We start from the raw sequence: 24,960 nt of genomic DNA on the forward strand, positions 1-24,960 counted from the left end.
ACATAGGGTAACGAAATATTGAGCAGATTAGCTGAAAAATGGACCATAAACCTTGCAATTAGAAGATTTTGACGTAAGATTTTCTCACTGTAGAAGTGGTAACTGTCACGGATTAGTAAAGCGATTTTTGTTCTTCTGGATTTTTAAATGGTAAAATGGGAGTATTGCCTACTAGGCATACTGGAAAGACTAATAAGAGTCGTGGAAATAATTTCTAATAAACAGGTGAGGATATGGAATCTAATAGAGTAATAAAAGAAAAGGTAAAAGAAGATAACTATAAAGTGTTTGCTTTACTAAGTCATTATTTGAATAATACCCCCGACTTTATTAGCAAAGAAGAAATTGAAGAAATTGTTAACTTTGGAGTGTCTTATGAATACGCTTTTGGTTTAATGTTGGCTTCTGCCTTTGGGATGGATACGGTTGATAATGTTGATGATAAGGAATTGTTCAACCAATATTTTAGCAATATGCTTCATAAGCTTGATGCAAATGAATATTATGACAATCCATATTATAAAAATATCAAGATACCAACTATAAAGATTAATAATAGTGAATTAAAATATGAAAAATATAAACCTTTTGAAGGTTTTGTTTGCAATGATATCATCCGGACAGAAGAGGGAAGACAAATTCCTCAGGTTGGTTTTTTTCAAACTGAATTCATGTTCCCGGCCGTATTAGAGAATGATAGAATCTGGATGACGATCACGCCAAATGAAATAGAAACAATGAAAGAAGCTGTAGATAAAGCGTGTGGGAATGTTCTTACGTTTGGACTTGGGCTTGGCTATTATGCTTATATGGTTTCTGAAAAAGATAATGTTGAAAGCATAACGGTTGTTGAAAAAAATCAAGATGTCATTGATCTATTTAATAAATACGTACTGCCACAATTCAGTAATGCTCACAAGATCAGGCTTATCCAAGCAGATGCTTTCGAATATGCAGAACAACATATGTCTAAGGAAAAATATGATTTTGTATTTACGGATTTATGGCATGATGTTTCTGATGGAATGGACATGTATTTAAAAATGAAAAAGTTTGAAAAGAAAAGCCCGGATACTGTATTTATGTACTGGATAGAACAATCTATTTTATGTTATTTGTAGTTTTGGGTTGCGTAAATCTGTTGTAGCTGACTCCGAAAGGAAGAACCATTTTTGAAAACTCCTATATCTCTCATAAATTGGCTAGAGCACAACGAAATCATAAACGACTTATTAAATCAGGAAGACAGCTTAACTGCGCATACAATGGATCAAGGATTTGAAGCTGAGGTCATAAGGATTAATTCTGATCAAGAGAGCTATGTACTGAAAACATGGAATAAGGAATCCAGACCGGATGTCCAGTTTCAATATCGTTTATTGGATGTTCTATCCGAACGAGGAGTAGCCGTCTCTAAACCAGTGGGCTGGGGAATCAATTTGGATGGAGATAAGGTGTTGTTAACAGGTTTTGACGGAACCCCTATTCATAAAATGAATACCAGGAAAATGAAGGAACTCGCAAGCCTATTAGCAAAAATACATAAAATTCGCGTTGAAGAGATTGGAAATATACAACTGCCAAAATACAATTTCATCGGCTACTTTTTCCCTGAAGCCAAAGAACAATCTGATATTTCTAATGTGTTGACTATTCTTGTTGAGCAAACTCCAATGAAGCAAGACTGTATCATTCATGGGGATTTTCATATCGGAAATATAGTGGAGGATAAAGAGCGATATACCATAATTGATTGGACGAACGGCCAGTTGGGAGACTCTAGATATGATTTTGCCTGGTCACTTATTCTGCTGAAAATATATATCTCCGAGCGTTATGCTGATGTGTTCCGAACTGCTTATCTATTGGAAAATGATATGGATCAGGAAGAACTTGAGATCTTTGAAGCTTGGGCATGTCTACGGTGGATTTTGCTGAATAGAAGAGGTAGCACACCGAAAGGGCCTAATACAACGAAGAGAGTGAAAAGTTTAATCGCTGATAATCGGTTTTTAAAAAAGATGGATAGTAAATTCTTCTGATGTACGCAAGGATGGATGGATTTTCTGGGAGATTGGAAATGTAATGTAACACCGTACATTATTACGTTATTAAATTATTTGTGGTATATTAAAGGCAGAAAAGACGTAAAATGCAAAGAGAGCCGTGCTGTAACACGACTCCCAAGGCAATAGCCGCTTTTAAGGGCGGTAGGCTTCAGCAAATAGGACACGACAGATAGACCGCATGCCTTTGTGAGTGGGCGGTCTATTTGCGTTTATTGGACAGCAGCGCTACGATAAGCGAACCAAAGGTTAGCATAAGCATCATTGCTTCAAACACTGTCACAAGGCATCCCTCCCTTCGGTGAGAGGTAGCCGACCGACCCTTTAAGCCTATTCTATTTGCTCCACCAGTATAGCATAATCGTTTGAAAGAGAATTAAGACTCTTGTCATAATACTCCCTAGGATTGGAGTAGTTTTCCATTTTCTCTCTTTGTCTCCGCAACTTTCTCCATTTTGAAACTTCCGTATCACATTTGCGATTTTTTGATTCCCAATTGTAGGACGTACCCCTCTTTCTAAATCTCTTCCTTGCGAATTCCCAAACATCCGATTTTCATTGGATTTTCAGTTTGGGTGTTTATAATGCTTTTTATGAATCGGGGCAGCGGATTGTAAAGGGCTTTCGATTGCGCAAAGGAGGTTTTCCATGATAAGAGGAATTCAAAAAACATTGTATCTCATACTTGCATTCTTTATCGGTCTTTTTATCGCATCCTCCTTTTTTATTAGGGCGAAATATAATTATTTCGTATATGGGGATACGCCAATTTTGGAGAGACAACAGCTGGGTCTTTTTATTCTAGTGATCGCAGGGGTGCTGGCATTAAGCGTTATTTTGTATAAAATGTGCCTGAAGCTTAATAAGTACAGTTGGAAAATAGTCATTCCAGCCACACTGCTATTTTCTTTTGCAATCCAGATGGTGATTATCTTTCTGTTTCCACGCTTGCCGACGGATGATTCGCAGACAGTGCTTTCATTGGCACTCGACATGCTGTACAGGAATGATTATTCGTCGTTTGACACGAACGGCTATCTGCATATGTTTCCGTTTAATTTTTCGATCGTTTTATATTTAAAGACGTTGTTGTTGATCTTTCCGGATAATTATCTGGTAATCAAAATATTTAATATTCTGTTTACACTCTTAACCTCATTAATGATTTATATGCTGTATAAAGAGCTCAATTATAAGTCCAAGGATAAGGATTATGGCATCCTCGTGTTTGCCGCAACCTATATCCCTTCATTGTTTATGAGTAATTTTATCTATAACGATGTGATCGCTACCGCTTTTCTGACAAGTGCTTTATATTTTGCCATAAGATTTATCAAAAGAAGGTCCATTAAGGATATTTTCTTCGCAGCTCTCTTACTGGCAATAGGCAACTATTTCCGCAGTATCGGTGTTATTTTTCTGATTACCGTGGTGGCGGGTCTTTTATTTAACATACGTTCTATCGGAGTGAAAAAGGTTCTTAGCGCTTTGTTTATCACGGCCATATTGTTTAATGTTCCCGGCTGGACGCAAAATGCTGTGCTGCAGGCGACGAATGTTGTAGATGAACCGATGAACGAAAATTCCGCACCTGTCTACATGTGGCTGAATATGGGGATCAATCTGGAGACGTTTGGGTTCTGGGACAACCGGGAGAGCTACGCTATCTATCAGCAGGATGCAAATTATAATAAGGCAGAAAGTACGGAGTTATTTAAAGAAGAAATCCGTAATAAACTCTCCGAGGCGGGCCTAAGTGACTTAGTGAAGATGTATTATAAAAAAATCGTTTGGACCTGGACGGAAGGAACCTACCAGATGGAACGATATGGGCTCGGAAATGACGGATCATCCAGTAACGGGGGAAGAATGGGCTTTGTCATGGACCGTTATAGCTACACTAATGCTGCTACGGATTTGTTTAAGGCAGACTCCAATTATAGAAGTGGAATGTTGTGGCTGCTGTATGTTCTGAATTTTCTGATGTATGTGTTTATACTCGTTCGCTTAATCGGTGGAATAAGAGCCAAAAGATTTGAAGAGACCTCTTTGATTCTTGTGGTGCTGGGCTTTATCGGATTCTATCTTTTATGGGAGATCAAGTCCCGGTATATATACCCGGTGTATCCGCTGCTGATCGTATTATCCTACATGGGTTTTAAGGACGTATACGATTATATGTTAAAAAGATATTTTCCACGTTAACTATGTTCGCTCGGAAAGAGGGGATTCAAAGATGCGGATCAAGCGATATTTCGCTTTGCTCATAGCAGTGCTAAGTTGTTCCATGGTGCTCGTCTCCTGCGATGCTATTACCGCACAGAAGATAACGAGTACTGACTCCGGGTCAAGAGCGAACGGGGGACAGGGCTTCACCGGCGGGCGGGGGAAAGATGGGGGCGGATCTCCCGGCATGAATGGTGGGACAAGGAGAAACGGCAACCCAGGTACAGATGGCGGTGGCGCACAAGGTGGGCGGCAGTGAACAAATTTCATGAACTTGCCCCAAGCCTACGAAGATTAAGTGTGATAGGATAAGGTTACATTTAAATTCCCCGCGGGGGTAAGAAAAGGGAGCACCATGAGAATCATTATATCGCCTGCCAAGAAGATGAAGATGGATACAGATTTCTTGGATTGCCGCCAGATGCCGCAATTCATAAGCGAGTCGCAGACTCTTCTGGCCTTATTACAAAAGTTGAATTATGAAGAAGCCAAATCGTTATGGAAATGCAATGATGCCATCGCCACGCTGAATGTGGAACGGATTCGGGATATGGATGTAACACGGAATCTTACACCGGCTATCTTTTCTTATGAGGGAATCCAGTACCAGTACATGGCACCCGGGGTACTTCAAATGGAGGAGCTGGAATATCTTCAGCAGCATTTACGGATATTGTCCGGATTCTATGGAATCGTCCGGCCATTTGACGGCGTTGTTCCGTACAGGCTGGAGATGCAGGCTAAGCTTAGCGGACCTGGTTTCAAGTCTATCTACGAGTTCTGGAACAGGAAGCTGGCAGATCAGCTATTTTCGGAGACTGACATCATTCTGAATCTGGCCTCTAAGGAATACAGCAAGTGCATCTCCCCTTATATTGGCGGGAACGTTCGCATGGTTAGTTGTATATTCGGGCAGGAGATCGGTGGTAAGGTAGTGGAGAGAGCGACCCTGGTCAAGATGGCCAGAGGTGAAATGGTACGCTTCATGGCTGAGCGGCAAATCAGCTGTGTGGAGGATATCAAAGGCTTCGACGGATTTGATTTCAGCTTTGCTGATGAGCTGTCGGATGAGAGTACGTATGTGTTTATTCAGAAAAAGAATGACTAGAGCAAGCAGTACATGAAGGTAATTCTGAAGGAGGTTGAATAACCGGCTTCAGGGTTACCTTTATTTTTTGGTCAACGAAACCAGATGCTGAATTCTAGTTTTTTAAAGGGGATAGATTAGGGTATAGAGAATAAAGTTCGGGTGGAATAAGAACAGGTTAACGAGGAGGACTTATGATTTTCAAAAGAGATCCATTGGATAAACAGAGCTTACTTAAAGAATTGGATTCGCTAGGCTATTCCGACAGAATCAAAAAAGTAGCAATCTTAGGCCGTGATCATCTCGGATCTGTCCAGTACTCCCAATTACTAGCCTCTTTGCTGGAGGATGGCGTTTATGAAGCGCGACTTGCCTTAATCGGCGCCATTGCAACACAAGATGCTGCTATTATTCTATCAGCACTGCGGCATCCCAAGGCAAGTATCAGAAATACGGCTGCGGGTCTTTTGGCAAGGGTGGCTTCGGATGCTGATATTGAACGTGAGCTCCCCCATTTATCCCATGATTGCCGCCGCAAGCTGCTGCACAGTATTTCACAGATTAACCGTCAGGAATTAGCGGAACGCTTATTGCCTGTAGTGTATGCCCGGTGGGGAGCAGAGGAAGCCGCGATTATATTGCAGGCCTGTTATTCGGCAACGGTAAGTAAATGGCTAGCTGATATCGGGTATGCCATAAAAGACTGGAAGAAATTATCCAGCCGGCATCTTGACGTAGTGGCGGAATACTTTGCAACAACACTGGAAAGCACACCACTCAGGGAAAAAGGCTATGTCTGGTGGAGATTCTCATCAGCTCTGGAGATCCTATGCAATCTGAAGGCAGATTTGGTGCTGGAGTGTGCGCTGAATCATGGACCCATGGACATCATACATCCTGCTTTAAAAGAACAGCTTGGCACGCTTGTACGCCAAAATCCTAATAAGGTATATCAGCTGTTAACACGAACGGAGTCGCGGAGCGATCTGATTTCTTATGGTGTTCCTGAAGCTGTTCTTAAAAGGAAAAAATATTTATCCATTGATCAATGGATTGAGATAGCGAAACTACTCGCAGATCACCCTATGCACATAGCAAAGCTGCTTAATAATATTGCACCCTCTAAGCGCAAGGTCATTTTCGATGCTGTGTATGAAGAAGATAAACGCAATGAACGCATTTTTCCGGAAAGATTACTGTATGTATTACCACATGCCTTGCGTGACAAGGAAGCCACCCGGATGCTTGCCCTTCGTGAAATCAATGATGACCGGGAGAGAACAATCAGATTTACAGCTTGCCGTTCTATTCTTCATTCAAGAGCGGGACTTGAACAAGCAGCAAAGGTATCCAGTGCAGACGAACGTGCCACGGCGCTTATGCAGCTGATCAGAAGTACCGTTCTGTCGAGACAGGGCATGAATGAAACTTTGGTGTACCTGGGCCGGATTAAAAATGATCAGGATCCTGTCCGGGGCGCTGTGTTTAAAGAGCTATCGGAAAGTCCTGCGTCTGTGTTCACGGATACCCATGTACAAGAGCTTACTTTGCTTGTTGATAGTGTTATAGAGGCCAGAGATACTTCATATGGTACAAAATTTTCCGTTCAACAACTGGCATTTGCTATTCTCCGGCATAACGCATTACTTCCTCACGGTGAGCTGTTTAAGTTTTCTTTAAAGACGATTCAGAAATTGGCCAAGCAGAATGGGCAGCTTTCCCTTCCATCATTGGAGAAGAATTTACCCCGGGGAGTAGAAGAGATTATCTTCGACGAAATTTATACATTAGCTGTACAGGCCAACAAAAGAGAAGACTACAATCTGGTGTTAAGTCTAGCTAGCTCATTCGGTAAAAGAGGTTACGGCATCATAAAACTTCAAAATCTGTTAAAGGAAGCAACGAGGGCAAAGGCAGATTCTACAGCCATACAAGCGGCCAGATACTGGCTTGCGCCTCATACAACGCGTGATGCCAGAGTTAAGGAATTATTAGCTATAGATAAATCGTATATTACGATCCATGAAGTGTTCCAGCATCTGCATCTGAAGCGACAGGAATGGCTCGATCCTTTTATTTCAGGGGCTGTCATTAAGGGCAAGTTCCTATCAGGCAAAACTATCTATCTTGTGCCGGCCGCGGATGGATTCCACAGATGGCTGCCACGTCAGCAACAAGCTTTAAGTGCCTTATTAGAAAAAGTTGCATACGATGCCAAACGTAATCTTTGGGAGCGTGCAAGCGTTATTAAGATCATGGCAAGCATGCCTGATCTCGGTTCGGATAGGTTACTGGGGCTTATGCAGGATAAGGAAGTAACTGTAGTAGAAGCTGCACTTCATGCCTTTTCACTTATGGAAGAACCGGAGAAGGCACTTCCCGTTCTGCTGGAGAATCTGGATGGGGACCGGGCCCGTGTAGCCATGTACTCGATACCCAGATGCATCCGCAGGGTGAATCCGGTGTTACTGGTTACCATGCTGAAAGAGCTGCTGAATCGGGATAAGCTGAAGATCACTGTCAGAAAAGAAGCCATCCGCTTACTGGGCGCTTATAGAAGCGATGACAGTCTTCCGCTATTGATGAACGAGTTCGAGAAACTCAATGCACACAAGGATGTAATCATAGCCATAGGGCATGCTGCGAAACAGCTTTTAGATGATGAACGCGCTTGGGATATTTTAAGTACAATGGCTTCTTCATCAGAAAGTGACATCGCAGGGAGTTTATTATCTCAACAGCCTAATGCTCTTCCGCTAGACTATAGACCACGTTATCTAGGATTAATCCTTGAAATTGCAAGGCACCAGGATGCGTATATTGGCAGATATGCTTTCATTTCTATGATGCGGTGGACAAATGGAAATGAAGGGATTGTTGCAGCTGCCACCGCTCAGTCTATTACGGATTTGGAAGACAGCACTAGATGGGAAACTGCTATGGACACGCTGGTAGAAACCTGTCGCGATGGTAAGATCAATGAGGTTGTAGTTGGTGTATGTCAGAGACTGGTTAGTGCAGCGATAAGTGATGAATGGAACGCTACTGCCAAAAGAGATTTGCCTCATCGGCAACGTCTACTGAAATTAGTCAACCAGCTGATAGCTTTGCCAAAAATCACCCGGATGCACCTTATCCCTTTGTATACGGATCTGATTGACTGTCTGGCATCTGATGAGACCTTACAGCAAGCTGTGATGAAATTGTATATAGCAGCAACAGACTGGAATAACGTGGAGGAATCCGCCAATTATCTGAATCGGATCGTTGCCACTATTTCAAATCAGCCCCAGCTATTAAGCGATGTTTATAAGCAGGTCGCGTATAATTTAGAAGAGAGCACGGGATACTGGAGTCCGGAAACTTTATTGGAAATTGTAGATGTTCTAGGGTTTGAGAGCCGTTACGAATCTCAGTATATTGGACTTTCGTTGCTTGAAGTTGCCGGAAGTGCTCTATTGTGGAGTCCAGAGCCTGCAGAGCGTCTGCGGTTGTACAGAAATCACACGAACCTTGCGGTTCGCTCACTTGCGCTAAATATTTGGACGGCGATAGATTAGTTTTTGATATTTTTTGAAAATAATAAAGCATCAAAAAGCTCAGGCTGCAAATCGGCCTGAGCTCTTTTGGTATTTCTTCAATTAAGCTTCCATCTTCTGTGCTGTGTAGAGGCGGTAATAAAGGCCCCGCTGTGCGATAAGCTCATCATGTGAGCCGCTTTCCGCGATGCCTTTGTTAGATACGTACATAATACGATCGCAGTTTTTTACGGTGGAGAGGCGATGCGCGATAATGAAAGAGGTGCGTCCCTTAAGCAGTTCATTCAGCCCTTTTTGCAATAAGCGCTCAGTCTTCGCATCAATGGAAGAAGTGGCTTCATCCAAGATGAGAATGCGCGGATCTGCCAAAAGTGTTCTTGCGAACGAAATGAGCTGCCGCTGTCCTTGAGACAGCTTGGAGCCACGTTCATTGACCTCTGTCATGTAGCCTTGATCGAATTCACGGATGAATTCGTCGGCGCAAACGGCCTTTGCAGCGGCGATTACTTCTTCTTCGGTCGCATCCAGTCGGCCGTACCGAATATTGTCCAGAATGGTACCGGAGAAGATGAAGCTATCCTGTAACATAATCCCCATCTGGCTGCGAAGAGATTTTAACGTCACCTGCGAGATATCCTGGCCGTCGATCAGAATCTGACCACTGGAAATGTTATAAAAGCGTGAGATCAGATTGACGACGGTTGTTTTGCCCGCACCTGTGGGTCCTACCAGCGCGATGCTTTCTCCCGCTTTGACCTTGAAGGAGATATTCTCCAGAATATTAAGCCCCGGGTCATAGGCGAAAGTTACATCGTCGAAGGTGACATGGCCCTGAACAGATGGCAGTGTTTTTGCATCCGGGATATCACTGACGGTAACCGGTTCATCCAGCGTTTCGAAGATACGCTCAAGATAGGCAACGGCGTTGATGAAGTTATTGTACAGGTTCGAAAGATTCAGAATCGGCTGCCAGAAGCGGGCAGCGTAGCTGCTCATCGCCAGAATGACACCGAGGGTCATGTCTTGAGGACTCAGTGTTAGTAGGCCTACAAGGAAAATCAATGATGTAACAATCGTAGACAAGTTGTCTACAGAGAACGGAATAAGTAAGTTGTAACGTTGAGCCTTCATCCATTCTTTACGGAAATTACCTGCGAGACGTGTGAAGATTCCTTCGTTACGTTGTTCCCGGGAGAACATTTGTGTCACACCAATACCGCTGATGCTCTCTTGCAGATAGGCGTTCAGGTTAGAGCTTTTGTTGGACACTGCTTGCCATGCCCGGCGTTGCCGGGTTTTGATCAGCAGCATGATGCCAAGGAAGACTGGCAGTCCGGCAAGGATGACAAATGAGAGTCGTACATCGACAGCGAACATGAAGGCTGCGATAAAGAGTAAATTCACGATTTCTAGAATAAAGTTGATAATCCCGTTGGACAGCACATCTGAAACGGCGTTGACGTAGTTTACGACCCGGATAAGGATCTTGCCCTGTGGGCGGTCGTCATAATATTTGAAAGGCAATTCTTGCAGATGCTTAAACAAATCCGTTCGGATGTCAAAAATAATATCCTGCCCAACACTCGTCATGATGCGCGAGCGTATCGTAGCCAGATAAACACTGACCACGATGGTCACAAGCATCAGTGCAGCCCAACCCAGCAGTGCAAGCTTCTCTTTTGCCGGAATGGTCACGTCGATGACATGTTGCATGATCAGCGGAGCCGACAGTGAAATGGCTGCTGAAAGTGCACTGAGCACGAACGCAACAATCATTGGCGTTTTCTTTCGTTTGATATATACCATCGCACGCCGGAAGTGTTTTATATTAAACGGCGATTCAAGATTTTCATCGACGTCAAATTTATTCCTTGCCACTTGCGGTCACCTGCCTTCCAATACCCTCGTTCTGCAGTTTAAACACTTCGTAATAGTAACCACGTTTCGCTAGCAGTTCAGCGTGAGTCCCTTCCTCAACTAGCTTCCCGCCATCCAGAATGAGAATACGGTCGGCTTGCGAGGTAGTAGATACACGCTGCGCAATAATAATTTTCGTACAAGGATAGTCCAGTTCACGTAGACTTTTTTGGATATGCTCCTCCGTCTCAAGGTCGACTGCAGAGGTCGTATCATCGAGAATCAGGATAGGACGGTGTACCGCCAAAGCACGCGCTAAGGCAATACGCTGCTTTTGCCCCCCCGACAGTCCGACTCCGCGTTCCCCGACAACGGTATCATAACCTTCAGGCATTTTGGTAATGAAGTCGTGTGCGGCTGCGAGCTCTGCATAACCCATTGCATCTTCTTCCGGAAGATCAGGATCGCCATAGGCGATGTTTCCATCAATGGTATCAGAGAACAAGAGTACATCTTGGGTCGCCATGCCGATATTTCCACGAAGTTCATCAAGCTCCAGCTGCCGAACATCAACACCGTCTACGAGTACGCGCCCTTCAGCTACATCGTAGAAGCGAGGGATGAGGTTGATGATTGTTGTTTTGCCTGATCCTGTCGCGCCCATGATTGCTACAGTTTCACCGGGTTCAACGGTAAAGCTAATATCGTCCAGTACGATAGCGCTATCATATTTGAAGCGGACATGATCGAATTCAATACGGCCTTCATAACGGCGTTTGTCAGTGACAGTATGCTCGTTAACAATATTTGGCCGGGCATAATAGATATCTACGATTTTGGACAAGCTCGCAAAAAAGCGCTGAATGTCGTTGATAATGATACCAATGTTGCGCATAGGGTTGGATATAGCCCAAATAAGCGAAGAGAAGGCCATAAATTCACCGAAGGTGATCCGGCCGTTCATAAGGAACAAACCACCAACCAACATAAGAATTACGTTGAAGCCCTGAGCGAAGGATTCCAGATAAGGAAAATAATCAAGCCATACAAGGGCGGCCTTTTTGTTCGCCGTAGAATAGTTGACATTCTTCTCTGTGAATTTTTCGACCTCGAATTCCTCGCGGGCAAAAGCCTTGACCACACGGTTGCCTGAGATATTCTCCTGTGTAGTCGTGTTAAGCTGGGACAGCCGTTCACGCAGGTCAATATACATAGGACGGACGCGTTTAGCAAATATGTAAGCCACGATAAAAATGGGCGGTGACAGGATAAGCATCCACAGCGTCAGTTCCGCATCTATGGTGAAAAAATAGATAACGGCGGCAAGGAAGATCGTTAGCGATTCAATGATCGTCTTAAAAATCCAGGCCATAGAGTGACGGACCATGTCCAGATCGCCTGTCATCTTGGTCATGAGATCGCCGGTACGATTATGATCGTAGTATTTTCTGTCCTGTCCCTGAATTTTGTTGTACAAATAAATGCGGACATTGTACATCATATTTTGCGAGGATATCTCGTACTGCATGGTCGTGAAATATGCGAGACCTGTGCGCAGTAGAGAAAATCCGATCATGCCCAGACAGAGCATAATCAATAATTGCCGTTCTTGTGTAAGATTCTGCAGGGCGTTGTCACCGGCTATAAACGTATCGACAATGCGCTGACTGATGTACGGATTCACGATTGTAAGACTTGAGCCCACCACCGAAAGGCAGAGTGCCAGAATGTATCGCGTCCGGTTTCCCTCTAGGTTCTGCCATAGCCATTTCAGTTCGAACATCTGATCACCTGTTTCTGATTGTTCTTGTTCTTTCACTCTTGCCTGAAAAGAGTAAATAAAACAAAGTGATTATAACATTATCAAATGACTAAGTATCGTTTACGGTAAAATTTCCTTGTTACATTATTGTTACAAAAAAATGAACTTATTAATGATGTGAATTTCACCTTGTGTAATGAGGGTTTGCCATTCGGGCTTGAGCGTTCTAATTATGATAAACTGAGACAATGTAGAGTAATTAGACTTAGTTCGGATAGGGATAGGAGGAAGAGGAATGAGTTTTGTTGCTGTAAAAGGGGAGTACAAGCGTTACAAGATGGGCGAGAATGTAATTGTCGCGAATGACGGGATTGATTTTGAGATAAAAAAAGGTGAATTTGCCGTGATCGTCGGCCCAAGTGGTGCGGGTAAATCTACAGTGCTTAATATTCTGGGTGGAATGGATTCCGCCGATGAAGGTCAGGTCATTGTGGATGGCATTGATATCGCTAAGTTTAGTGCCAAGGAGCTGACAGGCTACCGCCGAAATGACGTAGGTTTTGTATTTCAGTTCTATAATCTAGTGCCTAATCTGACCACACTGGAAAATGTTGAGCTTGCTTCGCAGATTTCCCCGCGTGCACTAGATGCACGTAAGGTGCTGGAGGATGTGGGTCTGGGCGCGCGGTTAGATAATTTCCCGGCTCAGTTGTCCGGTGGTGAGCAACAACGTGTCGCTATCGCCAGAGCGTTGGCTAAACAGCCGAAGCTGCTGCTCTGCGACGAGCCGACAGGAGCGCTTGATTATAACACCGGCAAGCAGGTGCTGAAGCTGCTGCAGGATACTTGTCGTAACACCGGGACAACGGTCATCGTAATTACACATAATCTGGCGATCGCTCCGATGGCTGACAGGGTTATAGAGATTAACAACGCTAAGGTACGGAAGATGGTGATCAATCCTTCGCCGGTATCCGTTGACGATATTGAATGGTAAGGAGAAGGCATCTATGAAAAAGCGTGCATTGTGGAAAGATATTTTTCGTGAAATTGGGCATACCAAAGCCCGGTTTATTTCGATTTTTGCAATTATTATGTTAGGCGTCAGCTTTTTTGCCGGAATCAAGGCTACAGGGCCAGATATGCTGAATACAGCTGGAATCTTTTACAAAGAGCAGCGCTTGATGGATCTGAAGGTGCAGACTAACTACGGCCTGACTGAAGACAACATCGAGTTACTCATAAATGTACAGGGGATCGATGAGATTCAGCCGAGCTATAGCGCAGATGTATTCATGGGTGATAATGCCTTAATACTTAAAGTCAATTCTTACAACACGGATAAACCACTTAATCAATACCGTATAATTGAAGGCCATCTACCGGAGCATTCCGGTGAAATCGTGCTGGACGATAAGCTAGCGGAAGAATATGCGTTGGGTGACAAGGTATCTTTCAGTGGAAACGGTACGGATACGGAGCTGTCGAACAGCTTCGAGACACTGGAGTATACCGTAGTTGGCTTTGTTAGAAGTCCACAGTTTATTGAGCAAAGTACCCGGGGCACCAGTGGGATCGGCAAAGGTACGGCGGATGCGTTCGCCGCGATCCCGGAGTCGGATTTCAAGCTTCCGGTGTATACGGAAGCCTATCTGTCCTTTAAGGATACAGCCGGGGTGAAGGCTTATTCGCCGGAGTATGAAGATCTGATCGAACAGCATACCCATGCTGTAGAGCAGGCGATGTCCGGCGTGCCGGAAGCACGGCTTGCTGAGCTGCGGGCGGAAGGCGAGAAAGAGCTGTCCGGAGGCCGCGCCAAGGTGGCCGCCGCCGAGCAGCAGCTTGCGGATTTGCAGCGCCAGCCGGAGGAAGTGCAGCAGGAACAGGCTGCAAGCATGAAGGCAATTGCTGCCGGACTTGCTTCTGCCAAGGAGGAATTGGCGGCAGGGGAGCAAAAGCTTGCAGAGCTGGAGCAGCTTAAGGTCTACGTTACTGACCGAAGCGCTAATCCGGGATATGCCGAATATAAAGATAACGCTGATCGGTTGTCGGCGATTGCGAGTGCGTTTCCTGTGTTCTTTTTCCTGATTGCTGCGCTGGTCAGCTTGACGACCATGACACGGATGGTTGAGGAGCATCGCCTGCAGATCGGGACCCTGAAAGCACTTGGTTATGCTAACCGCGACATCATGGCCAAATTCCTGGTCTATGGTACGCTTGCCAGTCTGGCGGCTTCAATTGCGGGTCTTGCGGTTGGTTTTACCCTGTTTCCGGGTATTATCTACGATGCGTATAGTGCAATCTATAACTTGCCGGATATCACGAAGAATTTCTATCTTTCGTATTCGATCATATCCGTTATCGTAGCGTTAATATGTACTACGTTGACGGCGTGGATTGCTTCACGGGTAGAATTACGCAGCAATGCTTCCGTATTGATGCGTCCGAAGGCACCAAAGAGTGGCCAGCGTATTTTACTGGAGCGGATCACTTTTGTATGGAAGCGATTGAGCTTTGTCCAAAAGGTTACCGCACGGAATCTATTCCGCTATAAGCAGCGGATGTTCATGACTGTATTCGGCGTGGCTGGCTGTACAGCGCTGATCCTGACGGGATTTGGTCTCAAGGATTCAATTGGCAGCATCGCCGGGTCGCAATTCGGCACGATTATGAAATATGATGCACTTGTGGCACTGCATGAAGATGTATCTACCGATGTGCTAAAAGCCTACGACCAACTAATCACTGGTGAATCTGCAGTAACTGGGACGCTGAGTGTGGCGCAAGAACGGATGACCGCACATGCTAGTGGTGTAAATGATCAAGAGGTTCATCTGTTCGTTCCTACCTCCGTTGACTCTTTATCCGATTTCGTGGAGTTGCGTGATCGAAAAAGTGGAGAAGGGCGGATGCTTACGGATGAGGGGGCTATTATCTCAGAGAAGCTGGCTAAGCTGTATGGGCTGGAGTCTGGTGATAAATTGACCGTGGTGGACAAAGATAATGAGACGTTCGAGATTGAGGTCGCAGCGATTACAGAGAATTATGTAATGCACTATGTTTATATGACACCGGCGTATTATGCTTCTGTGTTCGGAGAAAAACCGCTATTCAACACAGAACTGCTGAACTACGCCGCACATGATAAGACATGGGAAGATAAATTTGGTGAAAAGCTGACGGCTAATGAGGGCGTCGCTGCCATCAGCTTTTCCAGCAGTGTAGGCTCCGCCTTCGATGAGACTATGAAGAGTATGGACGTTGTAACCTTGGTGCTCATTGTTTCAGCGGCGGCGTTGGCTTTTGTCGTCCTCTACAATTTGACCAATATCAATGTGTCCGAGCGGATCCGGGAGCTGTCAACCATTAAGGTACTGGGCTTCTACGACAAGGAAGTAACCATGTATATTTACCGCGAAAATATGCTGCTTAGCCTACTCGGTATTGTGGCGGGATCGGGTCTCGGCATAGTGCTGCATAGCTTCGTCCTGAAGACGGCTGAGCTGGATGCGACGATGTTCGCTCCGATCATCAAGTGGCCAAGTTATATTTATGCGGCGCTCCTAACACTGTTGTTTTCCGGTATTGTCATGGCGTTCATGCATATTAAGCTCAAACGAATCCATATGATTGAGGCTTTGAAGTCGGTGGAATAGCATCTAAAAACGCCATAGCTGCGGCTTTTTCTATGGATAGCTTCACTGGAGTCCGAAACTATACCTCAAAGGCTATAAATGAGCAAATAGAGTCATCTGGCTCTGTAAGGAACAGGGGATGGTTAGGAATCGACGCTATCGTTCGCTATCGGATGCCATCCGACGATTTCTGACGATATAGTTTGCTATCTGAATCTATGCCCGACGCTATCGGACCTAGATGACCTTAAACGCCGGATTATCCGCCATTTGGGATGTTATCGGACTCCATAGCAGCTATTGGCATAAAAAACGTCAGAAATGCGGCTCTTTCTATGTAATAGCGACACTGGAGTCCGAAACTATGCTTCAAGGGCAATAAATGAGCAAATAGCTTCATCTGAGTCCGCAAGTAACTGGGGATGGTTAGGAACTGACGCTATCGGACGCTATTGGATGCCATCCGACGATTTCTGACGATATTGTTTGCTATCTGAATCTATGCCCGACGCTAACGGACCCTATCGGACCTAGAGGACCTTAAACGCCGGATTATCCGCCATTTGGAATGATATCGGACTCCATAGCAGCTATTGGCATAAAAAACGCCAGAAATGATGCTCTTTCTATAGAATAGCGACACTGGAGTCCGAAACTATGCTTCAAGGGCGATAAATGAGCAAATAGCGTCATCTGAGTCCGCAAGCAACAGAGAGCTTTGATTGGGTGATGTGCATGAGGGGATATGCGTAGATTTAGAAGTAGTTGCAGAAGTAGATGTAAAGGTAGAAGTAGAAGTAGAAGCAGAAGTAGAAGTAGAAGTAGAAGTAGAAGTAGAAGTAGAAGTAGAAGTAGAAGTAGAAGTAGAAGTAGTTGCAGATGCAGATGCAGATATTAGTTATAGGTGAACCGAATACTCGAAGCCGCTTCGCCTAGCTCCTCATATCTACTCCTATCCGCTCCTAGCTTCGCCAACCTAAACTGCAGACAACTAAAACACAGAGCAGCGATTCTCTCGTTTGAGAATCGCTGCTCTGTTGTTTTTTTACGATAATAAAATGCATCGAACTGTCTCCTACATAGGAAAAGGCTACTTACGCGACATGTGCAGGATAGGAAAAGGATTACCTTGTTCGTCGAGTGCTGAACGCTCAAAAACCTGAAATCCCATATGCTCATAGAAACCTAAAGCTTGGGGATTTTGCTCATTCACATCTACGAGGTGTACGTCGAGTTCCTGCATGACATAAGCTACAAGTGCTTTTCCAACCCCTTTTCCCATTACAGCAGGTTCTACGAACAGCATTTCAATCTTATTATTCTGAACCCCTATGAAGCCAATCAACTGTTCCTCATCATCTGTAAAAGCAAACAAATCGCTTATGCCCTCAAGCGCCTGCATAACCAGCGGCCGCAAAGCATCAATATCCTGCTCGGATAGAAAAAGATGAGTATGCCGCACGGATGATTCCCAAATGTTCAGTAGACGGTTTAATAATTCTTCATTTCTAGTTGTGAAGATTTTTATTGAGTCCATATCTTTCCCTCACGATTCAATCTAATTCGAAGAAGAAGCTGCAGCCGCAGCTGACGCAGCCGCTGCCCCGGCAAGAGCAGCCTGCTGAGCAATTATAATATTGGTAATGTTGGTGGAAAGCATCGTAGTTAATACGCCGTTTTGTACATCCTCCACAGATCTGAAGGCTACCAGCGCAGAAGACAAGAGCAGTAATTCCTGCTTGCCAATAGACCAGTTACCGAAGCCCTTTTTTGTACGCAAAAATTCGTAAGTCTCCGAGACATCAGTAACGATGTCCTCCTTGTTGCAAGGGAGCAGGGATAACACGCCCAGCGAGGAGAGGGTATATTCCTTGTCTAGCCGGATACCCTGTGCACGAAATGCATCTCTTAATGCCAATACACGGTCCGCTGCTTGAGGGGCTTCTTCCCCAAGAACCAATACCTGGGTCAGGGCTTGCACACTGTTGCCTGACATAAATTCGGGCTTAAGTGTTACATAGAGCTGCTCCATGCGGTCCACGCCACTCTCAACATCGATATCGGAAAGACCAAGCATAGCGGAGAAGATATAATCGTCCTGTCCGGTAAGGAAACGATGTTTTGCTTTCATACTATCGTAAAATAGCTTTGCCCGTTCTACCGTACGCTGATATCGATCCGATGTTGCATTAGCAGCGATTTGATAGGCAGCAACGACGAGATAATCAGAGGCTCTGAATTTGGCTTCCTTCATTAAATCATACACGGCAAATGTGTTTGCAAGCAGAGTTTCCTTTTCGTCAGAAAGTGAAAGCAGGGCAGCAATGCTGATCACCGAAGCCCCTCTAAATTGAGAGAAAATCCCGGTACTCTCCTTAATTAGCTCGTAGCTAGCACGAATGGCTTCGTCATCTGCAACTTTGTCCTCTACAGCATACAATAGTGCCGCTAACCGATTCACCATTGCATTTTGCCATGGAAAAGCTTTTTTGATCCTCTGAGCGTTGTCTGCGAACAATTCAAGCCTAGCTGGATATTGCTCCTTCATTGGGTACACCTCTTATCTCTACTTTTAATTCATAACATTACGAAAATCCAGTGCTGTAGATTCATTTTACTATAAAAAATAAATCGGATGCCCACGAAAGCGGCTTACCAATAAGCTAGAGGTTGTTCAGGTAACCCAATGATTGAGTTTACAATGAAGATGTTATAATAATTATAAGATGGATCGGCAGGGGCTTAAATGACAACAAAGGAGAAGTGCGACGATGACTGAGAGAATACCTGAAATCATATTGAACGATGGAGTGAAGGTGCCTGCTATTGGTTTTGGTACCTACGCCTTAAATGGTACTGAGGGAGCACAAAACATCACTAAGGCGATTGATGTTGGCTATCGTCTGATCGACACTGCGTTTAATTATGAGAACGAAGGTGCTGTAGGCCAGGCTGTTCGGCAAACTTCTGTGACTAGGGAAGAACTGCTCATTACTTCCAAGCTGCCAGGTCGCCATCACTCTTATAAAGAAGCATTAGCCACCATACAGGAGTCTTTATTCAGAGCCGGATTGGATTATTATGATTTCTATCTCATCCACTGGCCTAACCCTAGAGTGAATTTATATGTTGAAGCCTGGCAGGCGATGATCGAGGCACGGAAGCAAGGTTTGATCCGCTCCATCGGTGTATGTAACTTTTTGCCGGAGCATATCGAGCGTTTGATACAAGAAACTGGCGTAGCGCCGAGCATGAATCAGATTGAGCTGCATCCTCATTTTAATCAGGAAGAGCAACGTGCATGGAACAAAGAGCATGGGGTAGTGATTGAATCGTGGAGTCCATTGGGACGAGCTAGCAGCGTACTGGAAAATGAGAAAATAGCGGAAATAGGTAAGGTTCATAATAAATCGATATCGCAAGTTATCTTACGTTGGCATATACAGCTTGGGGCTATTCCCATTCCAAAGGCTTCTTCTCTAGAGCATCAGCGCGATAATCTGAATATTTTTGATTTTCAATTATCGGAAGCTGAGATGACCGTTATTTCCGCATTAACCTCGCCAACAGGTCGCATAGCTGATCAAGATCCCGCATCGTATGAAGAATTTTAATAAATTTAACTAAAACACGCCAGTTATTGGCGTGTTTTTTTATATTAGGCTAGCCTCAGAATCAGTCAGCGCTTGAGTAATTTAATCTAGTCTAGTTTAGTACAGTCGTGCAAACCGTTGTTCTGTTTTATCGAGATGCTTCACCCGCTCTTCTAAGCTGCGATCTGACATCCCGGAATAATTATACCAACGGAGGTTCTTCCGTATTCCCATTTTGCGGAAGGTGCCTCTAAATAGAATTTTGGTGATGGGGTTGCCAAAAATCCAGCGATAAAAGAATTCGGGTGTGTTCATTACGGTCAGCAAGGACACTCCTTTAATATTTGGGAGTAAGCATTTGAAGGGCCGCCCAGGTTTAGTTTCTTCGTAGACAATGCCTTTTGCGAATACCTTATCAAGAAAACCTTTGGTAAGAGCGGGCATGGCTTCCCACCATATAGGGAAAATGAAGACGATATGATCCGCTGCTATAAGACGCTGCTGATAATTGGCGACTAGCCGGTCGGTGGTTTTCTTTTGTCGCCAAGCAGTGAGTTCTTCGCGTGACATGACCGGATCAAATCCATCGGCATGCAGGTCGATAAGATCAATCGTATGGCCTTTGGTGGTGAGACCTCGCATAACGGAGGCTAATAAAGCTGCGGAATAGCTTCGCTGATGGGGGATATTCTCGGACGCTGATGCACCGTAGGGATGATCAAAAATAATTAAGACATTCATATAAACACCTTCTTTATGATTTATTGTTTCCTAGAAATTAAATATTAACTATGGAAACAATAATACGTTTTAAGTTTCCTTGTTGTCAATATTATTTCTAGGAAACTTTATTTATGAGCTGTATCTTGTTAAAATGAGCATAAGATGAATTTACGAGGAGACGTAACAGTGACACATTCTTTCGAGAACTTACCTAATAAGGATATTTTGATTAAAAAATTAATAGAGAAGATTCCCCAATTACAAAAGCGATTTCAATCGGAGGATGACGAAGAGAAGGAATGGTTGATTCAGAACTGCAGTAATCCCCTTATCATTGATTTCCTCCAAGACTCCACAGTCATGATGCTGCATGTAATAGATGCGATTGGACAGCTTGAGCCGGTGAATGGTACTACCATTTCGAAGCAATTCGGAATTCCAAAAGGCAGCGTGTCCAAAATCACTAGAAAATTAGTACAACAGGAGATTATTCGCACGGAGTTTCTCCCCGATAATAAAAAAGAAGTGCTTTTTCTTACAACATCTCTAGGGAAAGAAATATTCGATTTGCATTTAGCCCTACATAAGCAGATGAATAAAGGGATAAACCGGTTTCTACAGAGATATAACACGGATGAATTGTTATTTATAATCCAAGCCTTCGAGGATACTTTGGAAGCGTCATGGGTTCATTCGGAATCTGTTGCTGAAAAAGAACTATTAACTACCGGAGCATCTCTTGAGCCAGTGGAAAACGATGAAATGAGTCAAATCGTAGACATGCTTAACCAACTGGATACGCGCAACCTCAAAAAGGCTAAGGCAGTTCTCCAAGCTATGTTTTTTACCCCTTTTGATTAGCTTTATATTTTTTGATAGTGATTTACCAGTTGCTCTAACTTATCTTTGATTATTTGTTTTAAGGCTTCAGGTTTCACGGATGTAACAGCATGACCATATCGGATAAAATAATTAGCCAAGAAATCCTCTTCACCTGGATTATAGAATCCCTTAATGACTGTTTTCGGACCAGCCTCTATTTCCATAGAAGGATAATGTTCTTTATAAAAAATATCCTTTGCTTGTTCCGCAATCTCAACTTCAAAGTCAATACTTTTCGCAGACTGATAGATTTCTAATGAACGACTAAGAAGTTCTTCTATAGAATAACGAGCCTTGCTTTCCTCTTCTTCAATGAAGGTTATTCGATCACATCTAAAAACTCTATATGTATTCGTCGCAAGCTCTATTCCAGTGGCATACCATTGACCAAACTTAGCGGAAATCCTAAAGAATTGAACAGGGTAGCTTTTTGTTTGGTTTTCTTTGGTATATTCAATGTTACAGGCACTCTCATTTAGAATACTTGCTAGGATTTTATCTAAAAAACGGCTGACATGCTTATGCTGATACATTTCGAATTGCAGGACCTTTTTCATTTTGTGAATCTGGTTGATTTGTGTACTCGATAGACAGTGCTCGAACTTTTCGTTTAGCTTGTTAACACTTAGATGAAAGGGTGTGGATTGATAAGATTCTAACGTCAGCATGGCAAAATACAGCGCATAGACTTCATCTATCGTGAAAATAATAGGGGATAACAATCTGTTTTTTAGAATACCATAACGTCCGTGTCTTCCATGTTCCGCGAAAATAGGCATACCCAATTGTTCTAATGAAGTAACATCACGTAGCGCTGTGCTTTTTGAAATATTGTATTTCTCCATAAGGTTACTTAGATTAAAAAACTCTCGCCCGTTTAAGTATCTCATCATGTCATTTAATCGTTCTGATTTCTTCATATAAAAAGCTCCTTATTAAGGTGTCATGTTTTGATACCTTTATATATCATAATAAGTTTAAGATCACATATCAAATATACGAAGGAGACTTACACTATGAGTACAACACTAGAAGTAGCTATTTTCTTATCGATGAAGGGAAGAGCCAAGGAAGCTATAGAATTTTACAAAAAACATTTTAACGCAGAGGAATTGTTACGTGTCACCTATCAACAACTTGCAGAGCGTGACAGCTCCCTACAGCTTACGGATGAAAATAAGGATTATATTACTCACTCTGTCCTGTTAATCGGAAAAACAAAAATAATGATAGCAGAAGATACAATGAATACGAATGAGAAATATACAGTGGGCAATAACACTTCATTATGTATTCAAAGTGCTGATTTAGAGGGGATTGAAGGTTTTTATAAAAGCTTAATCACAGACGAGCGCGTGAAAATTATTTCTCCGTTATCCAGCAATGTGTTTAGTAAAGCCTACGGTATCATTGAGGATCCCTTTGGTATTCAAATTCAACTTATGTTTGATGAAAGATTACATTAACAACTTTGCTTCTAAAGTAAACCCAGCTCACCGTTCAGCTGATCATAATTCAGGGATTATCCTGATGTTGGTCGGCTTTTTTTGTATGTATTGAGGGCTATTTTTTTTATGAAAAACATTGAATTATTATGCATAAAGATGTATAGTGTTTTTTAATTAACGTTAATTAAGTAAGTAAGGGATGTGGAATGTCTTGACCAAAAACAAGTTGAAAGAAGTAGCGATGCGACTATTCGGAGAGAAGGGTTACGAGGGTACGGCTCTCTCTGAAATTGCGAAGGAAGTTGGCGTGAAGACTCCGGCGATCTATGCCTTTTTTGAGAATAAAGAGGATTTGTTTATGACGGTCTTTCGTGAGGCTATGCAGTCCTATAACACTTATATTCAAGAGCTATCGGAAGAGCAGAAAGTATTGAGTGCGCAGGAAAGTCTACGAGGCATATTGTCTAGACAGTATGAGTTCTATCAGAAGAGCCCTGAAGCAAGCAAAATTGTACTGAGGTATGTGGTCTTCCCACCGGCATTCTTAAAGGAAACGATTGAGGAAGCATTTCTAGAGTCCGACGCGATGCTGACGAAGATCATTGAACAATTCATCTCGAAAGGAATGGAAGAGGGCGTAATTCGCGATCAATCCGTGCAGCTTCTCGCAGATGCTTTTCTCAACTTGATGGATGGATTAAGCATGCAGTATTTCTATTACACTTCTAAGGGAATTTATGAGCGTAAGCTAAACCATGCGTTTGAAATGTATTGGAAAGGTGCGTCCTCATAGCGCTACAGAAGAAGATAACAACAAGGGGATGGGGAGAATGGCAGAAGTAAGTGAAGTAAAGGGGAACGAGCTTAGCTCGGGGGATTTTGAGAGAGAGCCGGTTCCAGCGCATTTGCGTAAAAAATGGCTATCTATGTCGCTCGTCTGGATCGCCATCGGGATTGACCTATCAGCGATGTTCTTGGGTGCTCAGCTTGGCAATGGAATGAATCTGACGGATTCACTCACAGCAACAATAATCGGTTCGTTAATCCTAGGGGTGATCGGAGCGTTATGTGCGTATGTAGGGGCTAAAACAGGGTTATCGACATCGATGATCTCTCGGTTTCTATTCGGAAATGTGGGTGCACGTGTCGTAGCAGTTATCCTCGGTATTTTCTCACTCGGTTGGTTTGGGGTGCAGGTCGGGTTCTTCGCTTCGAATATGCAGACTGCTTTTAGTCAATTATGGGATATTCATCTGTCCTTAGGGGTGCTTTCATTCATAGGTGGGCTTTTGATGATGTCGACAGCTATTTGGGGATATCAATCTATTGAACGACTAAGCACCTGGTCCGTACCATTGCTTATTTTGTTTATCGGAGTGGCTATTTATTCCGCGTTCCATACCAAAGGAGCTTCAGCCGTGTGGGAACCGATTAGCGGAGCAGCGATCCCGATGGGGACAGCGATCTCGCTTGTTATTGGTATATTTATTGTCGGTACGGTGCTTTCACCGGATATCGCTCGTTGGGCGCGCACACCGAAGCATGCTATAACCGCGGCCTTTATCGGCTTCTTTGTGGGTAACAGCTTCATGACGATTGTAGCTATTTTCCTATCTCGAATTATGGACACAGATGATCTGACGAATATTTTCATTGCGCTAGGACTTGGGCTTCCAGCCATTATCGTCTTAACCCTTGCCCAATGGACGACAAACACGAACAATTTATATTCTGCTTCGTTAGGGTTCTCTGTCGTGTTCCAAAAGGTTCCGAAAAAGCTAATTACTATTGTGGCGGGTATCTTTGCTACGTTGCTTGCCGTATTTGGCATCTATGATAAGTTTTTATCTTTCCTAAATATTATTACGGTGTTTGTCGCTCCAATCGGGGGGATCTACACGTCCGAATTTTTGTTTGTAGATCGAAAGAAATTCACTTTTGAAGGTCTGGATCGCAATAAGAACTGGGTGATTCGCTCCTTAGCGGTGTGGGTTGCAGCTACGTTGTTCGCTTTTATGACAACCGCAGCGCCAGATGGATTTGGATGGTTCCAAATCACGAGCGTACCGGCATTAGATGCGTTTATGTTCGCCTTTATCGTGCAGTGGATTGTCGGCAAAATCATGACAAAGAAGGGATAAC

21 protein-coding genes are annotated in these 24,960 nt (G+C 43.7%); 14 read left to right on the top strand and 7 right to left on the bottom strand.

The genetic code is table 11. The features are described 5' to 3' along the window. Window positions 1-233: 233 nt before the first annotated feature. Together PODO_RS03535 and PODO_RS03540 are read left to right on the top strand one after the other, a co-directional pair. On the top strand, window positions 234-1,121 hold the full coding sequence (locus PODO_RS03535; RefSeq protein WP_036684835.1) for a spermine/spermidine synthase domain-containing protein: 888 nt from the start codon (window positions 234-236) through the stop codon (window positions 1,119-1,121). A 144-nt stretch (window positions 1,122-1,265) separates the two neighbouring features. Next, window positions 1,266-2,042 carry an aminoglycoside phosphotransferase family protein gene (locus PODO_RS03540; protein ID WP_080742670.1) on the top strand — a complete coding sequence of 259 codons (777 nt, stop codon included), beginning with the start codon at window positions 1,266-1,268 and terminating at the stop codon, window positions 2,040-2,042. Between the two features lie 226 nt (window positions 2,043-2,268). Here PODO_RS03540 and PODO_RS32270 read toward each other — a convergent pair whose 3' ends face one another. After that, the gene (locus tag PODO_RS32270; protein ID WP_367946913.1) at window positions 2,269-2,349 is read right to left on the bottom strand and encodes a putative holin-like toxin; all 81 of its coding nucleotides are present in this window, start codon (window positions 2,347-2,349) and stop codon (window positions 2,269-2,271) included. Window positions 2,350-2,714: 365 nt separating this feature from the next. Between PODO_RS32270 and PODO_RS03545 the strand changes: the two genes are divergently transcribed. From PODO_RS03545 to PODO_RS03560, 4 genes are all read left to right on the top strand, one after another. Next, the gene (locus tag PODO_RS03545; RefSeq protein ID WP_036684838.1) at window positions 2,715-4,271 is read left to right on the top strand and encodes a glycosyltransferase family 39 protein; all 1,557 of its coding nucleotides are present in this window, start codon (window positions 2,715-2,717) and stop codon (window positions 4,269-4,271) included. A gap of 31 nt (window positions 4,272-4,302) precedes the next feature. Beyond that, window positions 4,303-4,551, top strand: coding sequence for a hypothetical protein (locus PODO_RS03550; protein ID WP_036684840.1), 249 nt, complete (start codon window positions 4,303-4,305; stop codon window positions 4,549-4,551). A gap of 96 nt (window positions 4,552-4,647) precedes the next feature. After that, a complete protein-coding gene (gene yaaA / locus PODO_RS03555; RefSeq protein ID WP_036684841.1) occupies window positions 4,648-5,400 on the top strand; it encodes a peroxide stress protein YaaA in 753 nt (250 codons plus the stop codon). 173 nt (window positions 5,401-5,573) lie between these two features. Next, the gene (locus PODO_RS03560) at window positions 5,574-8,939 is read left to right on the top strand and encodes a hypothetical protein (RefSeq protein ID WP_036684843.1); all 3,366 of its coding nucleotides are present in this window, start codon (window positions 5,574-5,576) and stop codon (window positions 8,937-8,939) included. An 81-nt stretch (window positions 8,940-9,020) separates the two neighbouring features. On the opposite strand, the gene PODO_RS03565 is transcribed toward PODO_RS03560, so the two are convergent. Together PODO_RS03565 and PODO_RS03570 are read right to left on the bottom strand one after the other, a co-directional pair. Beyond that, window positions 9,021-10,796 carry an ABC transporter ATP-binding protein gene (locus PODO_RS03565; RefSeq protein ID WP_036684845.1) on the bottom strand — a complete coding sequence of 592 codons (1,776 nt, stop codon included), beginning with the start codon at window positions 10,794-10,796 and terminating at the stop codon, window positions 9,021-9,023. Next, complete coding sequence (locus PODO_RS03570; RefSeq protein WP_036684847.1) at window positions 10,783-12,558, bottom strand: ABC transporter ATP-binding protein; 1,776 nt, start codon at window positions 12,556-12,558, stop codon at window positions 10,783-10,785. Before PODO_RS03570 ends, PODO_RS03565 begins: the two co-directional genes overlap by 14 nt. 274 nt (window positions 12,559-12,832) lie before the next feature. Here PODO_RS03570 and PODO_RS03575 point away from each other — a divergent pair, with 274 nt between their 5' ends. The 3 genes from PODO_RS03575 to PODO_RS03585 all read left to right on the top strand — a co-directional run bounded on the left by PODO_RS03575 (window position 12,833) and on the right by PODO_RS03585 (window position 17,080). After that, window positions 12,833-13,534, top strand: a complete 702-nt coding sequence (locus PODO_RS03575) for an ABC transporter ATP-binding protein (RefSeq protein ID WP_036684849.1) — start codon at window positions 12,833-12,835, stop codon at window positions 13,532-13,534. A 13-nt stretch (window positions 13,535-13,547) separates the two neighbouring features. After that, window positions 13,548-16,193, top strand: coding sequence for an ABC transporter permease (locus PODO_RS03580; protein ID WP_038568737.1), 2,646 nt, complete (start codon window positions 13,548-13,550; stop codon window positions 16,191-16,193). A 701-nt stretch (window positions 16,194-16,894) separates the two neighbouring features. Beyond that, window positions 16,895-17,080 carry a hypothetical protein gene (locus PODO_RS03585; RefSeq protein ID WP_038568739.1) on the top strand — a complete coding sequence of 62 codons (186 nt, stop codon included), beginning with the start codon at window positions 16,895-16,897 and terminating at the stop codon, window positions 17,078-17,080. A gap of 182 nt (window positions 17,081-17,262) precedes the next feature. Here the strand turns inward: PODO_RS03585 and PODO_RS03590 are convergent, their stop codons facing one another. Together PODO_RS03590 and PODO_RS03595 are read right to left on the bottom strand one after the other, a co-directional pair. Next, entirely contained in the window at window positions 17,263-17,709 is a 447-nt protein-coding gene (locus PODO_RS03590; protein WP_038568741.1) for a GNAT family N-acetyltransferase, read from the bottom strand. A 21-nt stretch (window positions 17,710-17,730) separates the two neighbouring features. After that, window positions 17,731-18,720 (bottom strand): DUF4003 family protein, encoded by a 990-nt coding sequence (locus PODO_RS03595; RefSeq protein ID WP_038568743.1) that lies wholly within the window; start codon window positions 18,718-18,720, stop codon window positions 17,731-17,733. A gap of 223 nt (window positions 18,721-18,943) precedes the next feature. Here PODO_RS03595 and PODO_RS03600 point away from each other — a divergent pair, with 223 nt between their 5' ends. Next, window positions 18,944-19,786 (top strand): aldo/keto reductase, encoded by an 843-nt coding sequence (locus tag PODO_RS03600; protein ID WP_038568745.1) that lies wholly within the window; start codon window positions 18,944-18,946, stop codon window positions 19,784-19,786. Between the two features lie 96 nt (window positions 19,787-19,882). Here PODO_RS03600 and PODO_RS03605 read toward each other — a convergent pair whose 3' ends face one another. Continuing rightward, on the bottom strand, window positions 19,883-20,506 hold the full coding sequence (locus PODO_RS03605) for an NAD(P)H-dependent oxidoreductase (RefSeq protein WP_038568747.1): 624 nt from the start codon (window positions 20,504-20,506) through the stop codon (window positions 19,883-19,885). 168 nt (window positions 20,507-20,674) lie between these two features. Between PODO_RS03605 and PODO_RS03610 the strand changes: the two genes are divergently transcribed. Then, entirely contained in the window at window positions 20,675-21,349 is a 675-nt protein-coding gene (locus PODO_RS03610; RefSeq protein WP_080742398.1) for a MarR family transcriptional regulator, read from the top strand. A gap of 2 nt (window positions 21,350-21,351) precedes the next feature. Here PODO_RS03610 and PODO_RS03615 read toward each other — a convergent pair whose 3' ends face one another. Beyond that, window positions 21,352-22,290 carry a helix-turn-helix transcriptional regulator gene (locus PODO_RS03615; RefSeq protein ID WP_038568750.1) on the bottom strand — a complete coding sequence of 313 codons (939 nt, stop codon included), beginning with the start codon at window positions 22,288-22,290 and terminating at the stop codon, window positions 21,352-21,354. A 96-nt stretch (window positions 22,291-22,386) separates the two neighbouring features. Between PODO_RS03615 and PODO_RS03620 the strand changes: the two genes are divergently transcribed. The 3 genes from PODO_RS03620 to PODO_RS03630 all read left to right on the top strand — a co-directional run bounded on the left by PODO_RS03620 (window position 22,387) and on the right by PODO_RS03630 (window position 24,959). After that, window positions 22,387-22,836, top strand: coding sequence for a VOC family protein (locus PODO_RS03620; RefSeq protein ID WP_038568752.1), 450 nt, complete (start codon window positions 22,387-22,389; stop codon window positions 22,834-22,836). A gap of 193 nt (window positions 22,837-23,029) precedes the next feature. Beyond that, window positions 23,030-23,611 (top strand): TetR/AcrR family transcriptional regulator, encoded by a 582-nt coding sequence (locus tag PODO_RS03625; RefSeq protein WP_038568754.1) that lies wholly within the window; start codon window positions 23,030-23,032, stop codon window positions 23,609-23,611. A gap of 37 nt (window positions 23,612-23,648) precedes the next feature. Next, window positions 23,649-24,959, top strand: a complete 1,311-nt coding sequence (locus PODO_RS03630; protein WP_052096772.1) for a cytosine permease — start codon at window positions 23,649-23,651, stop codon at window positions 24,957-24,959. Window position 24,960: the final 1 nt, after the last annotated feature.

Source organism: Paenibacillus odorifer (genome assembly GCF_000758725.1).
In the GTDB taxonomy this organism is placed as follows: Bacteria; Bacillota; Bacilli; order Paenibacillales; family Paenibacillaceae; genus Paenibacillus_AQ; species Paenibacillus_AQ odorifer.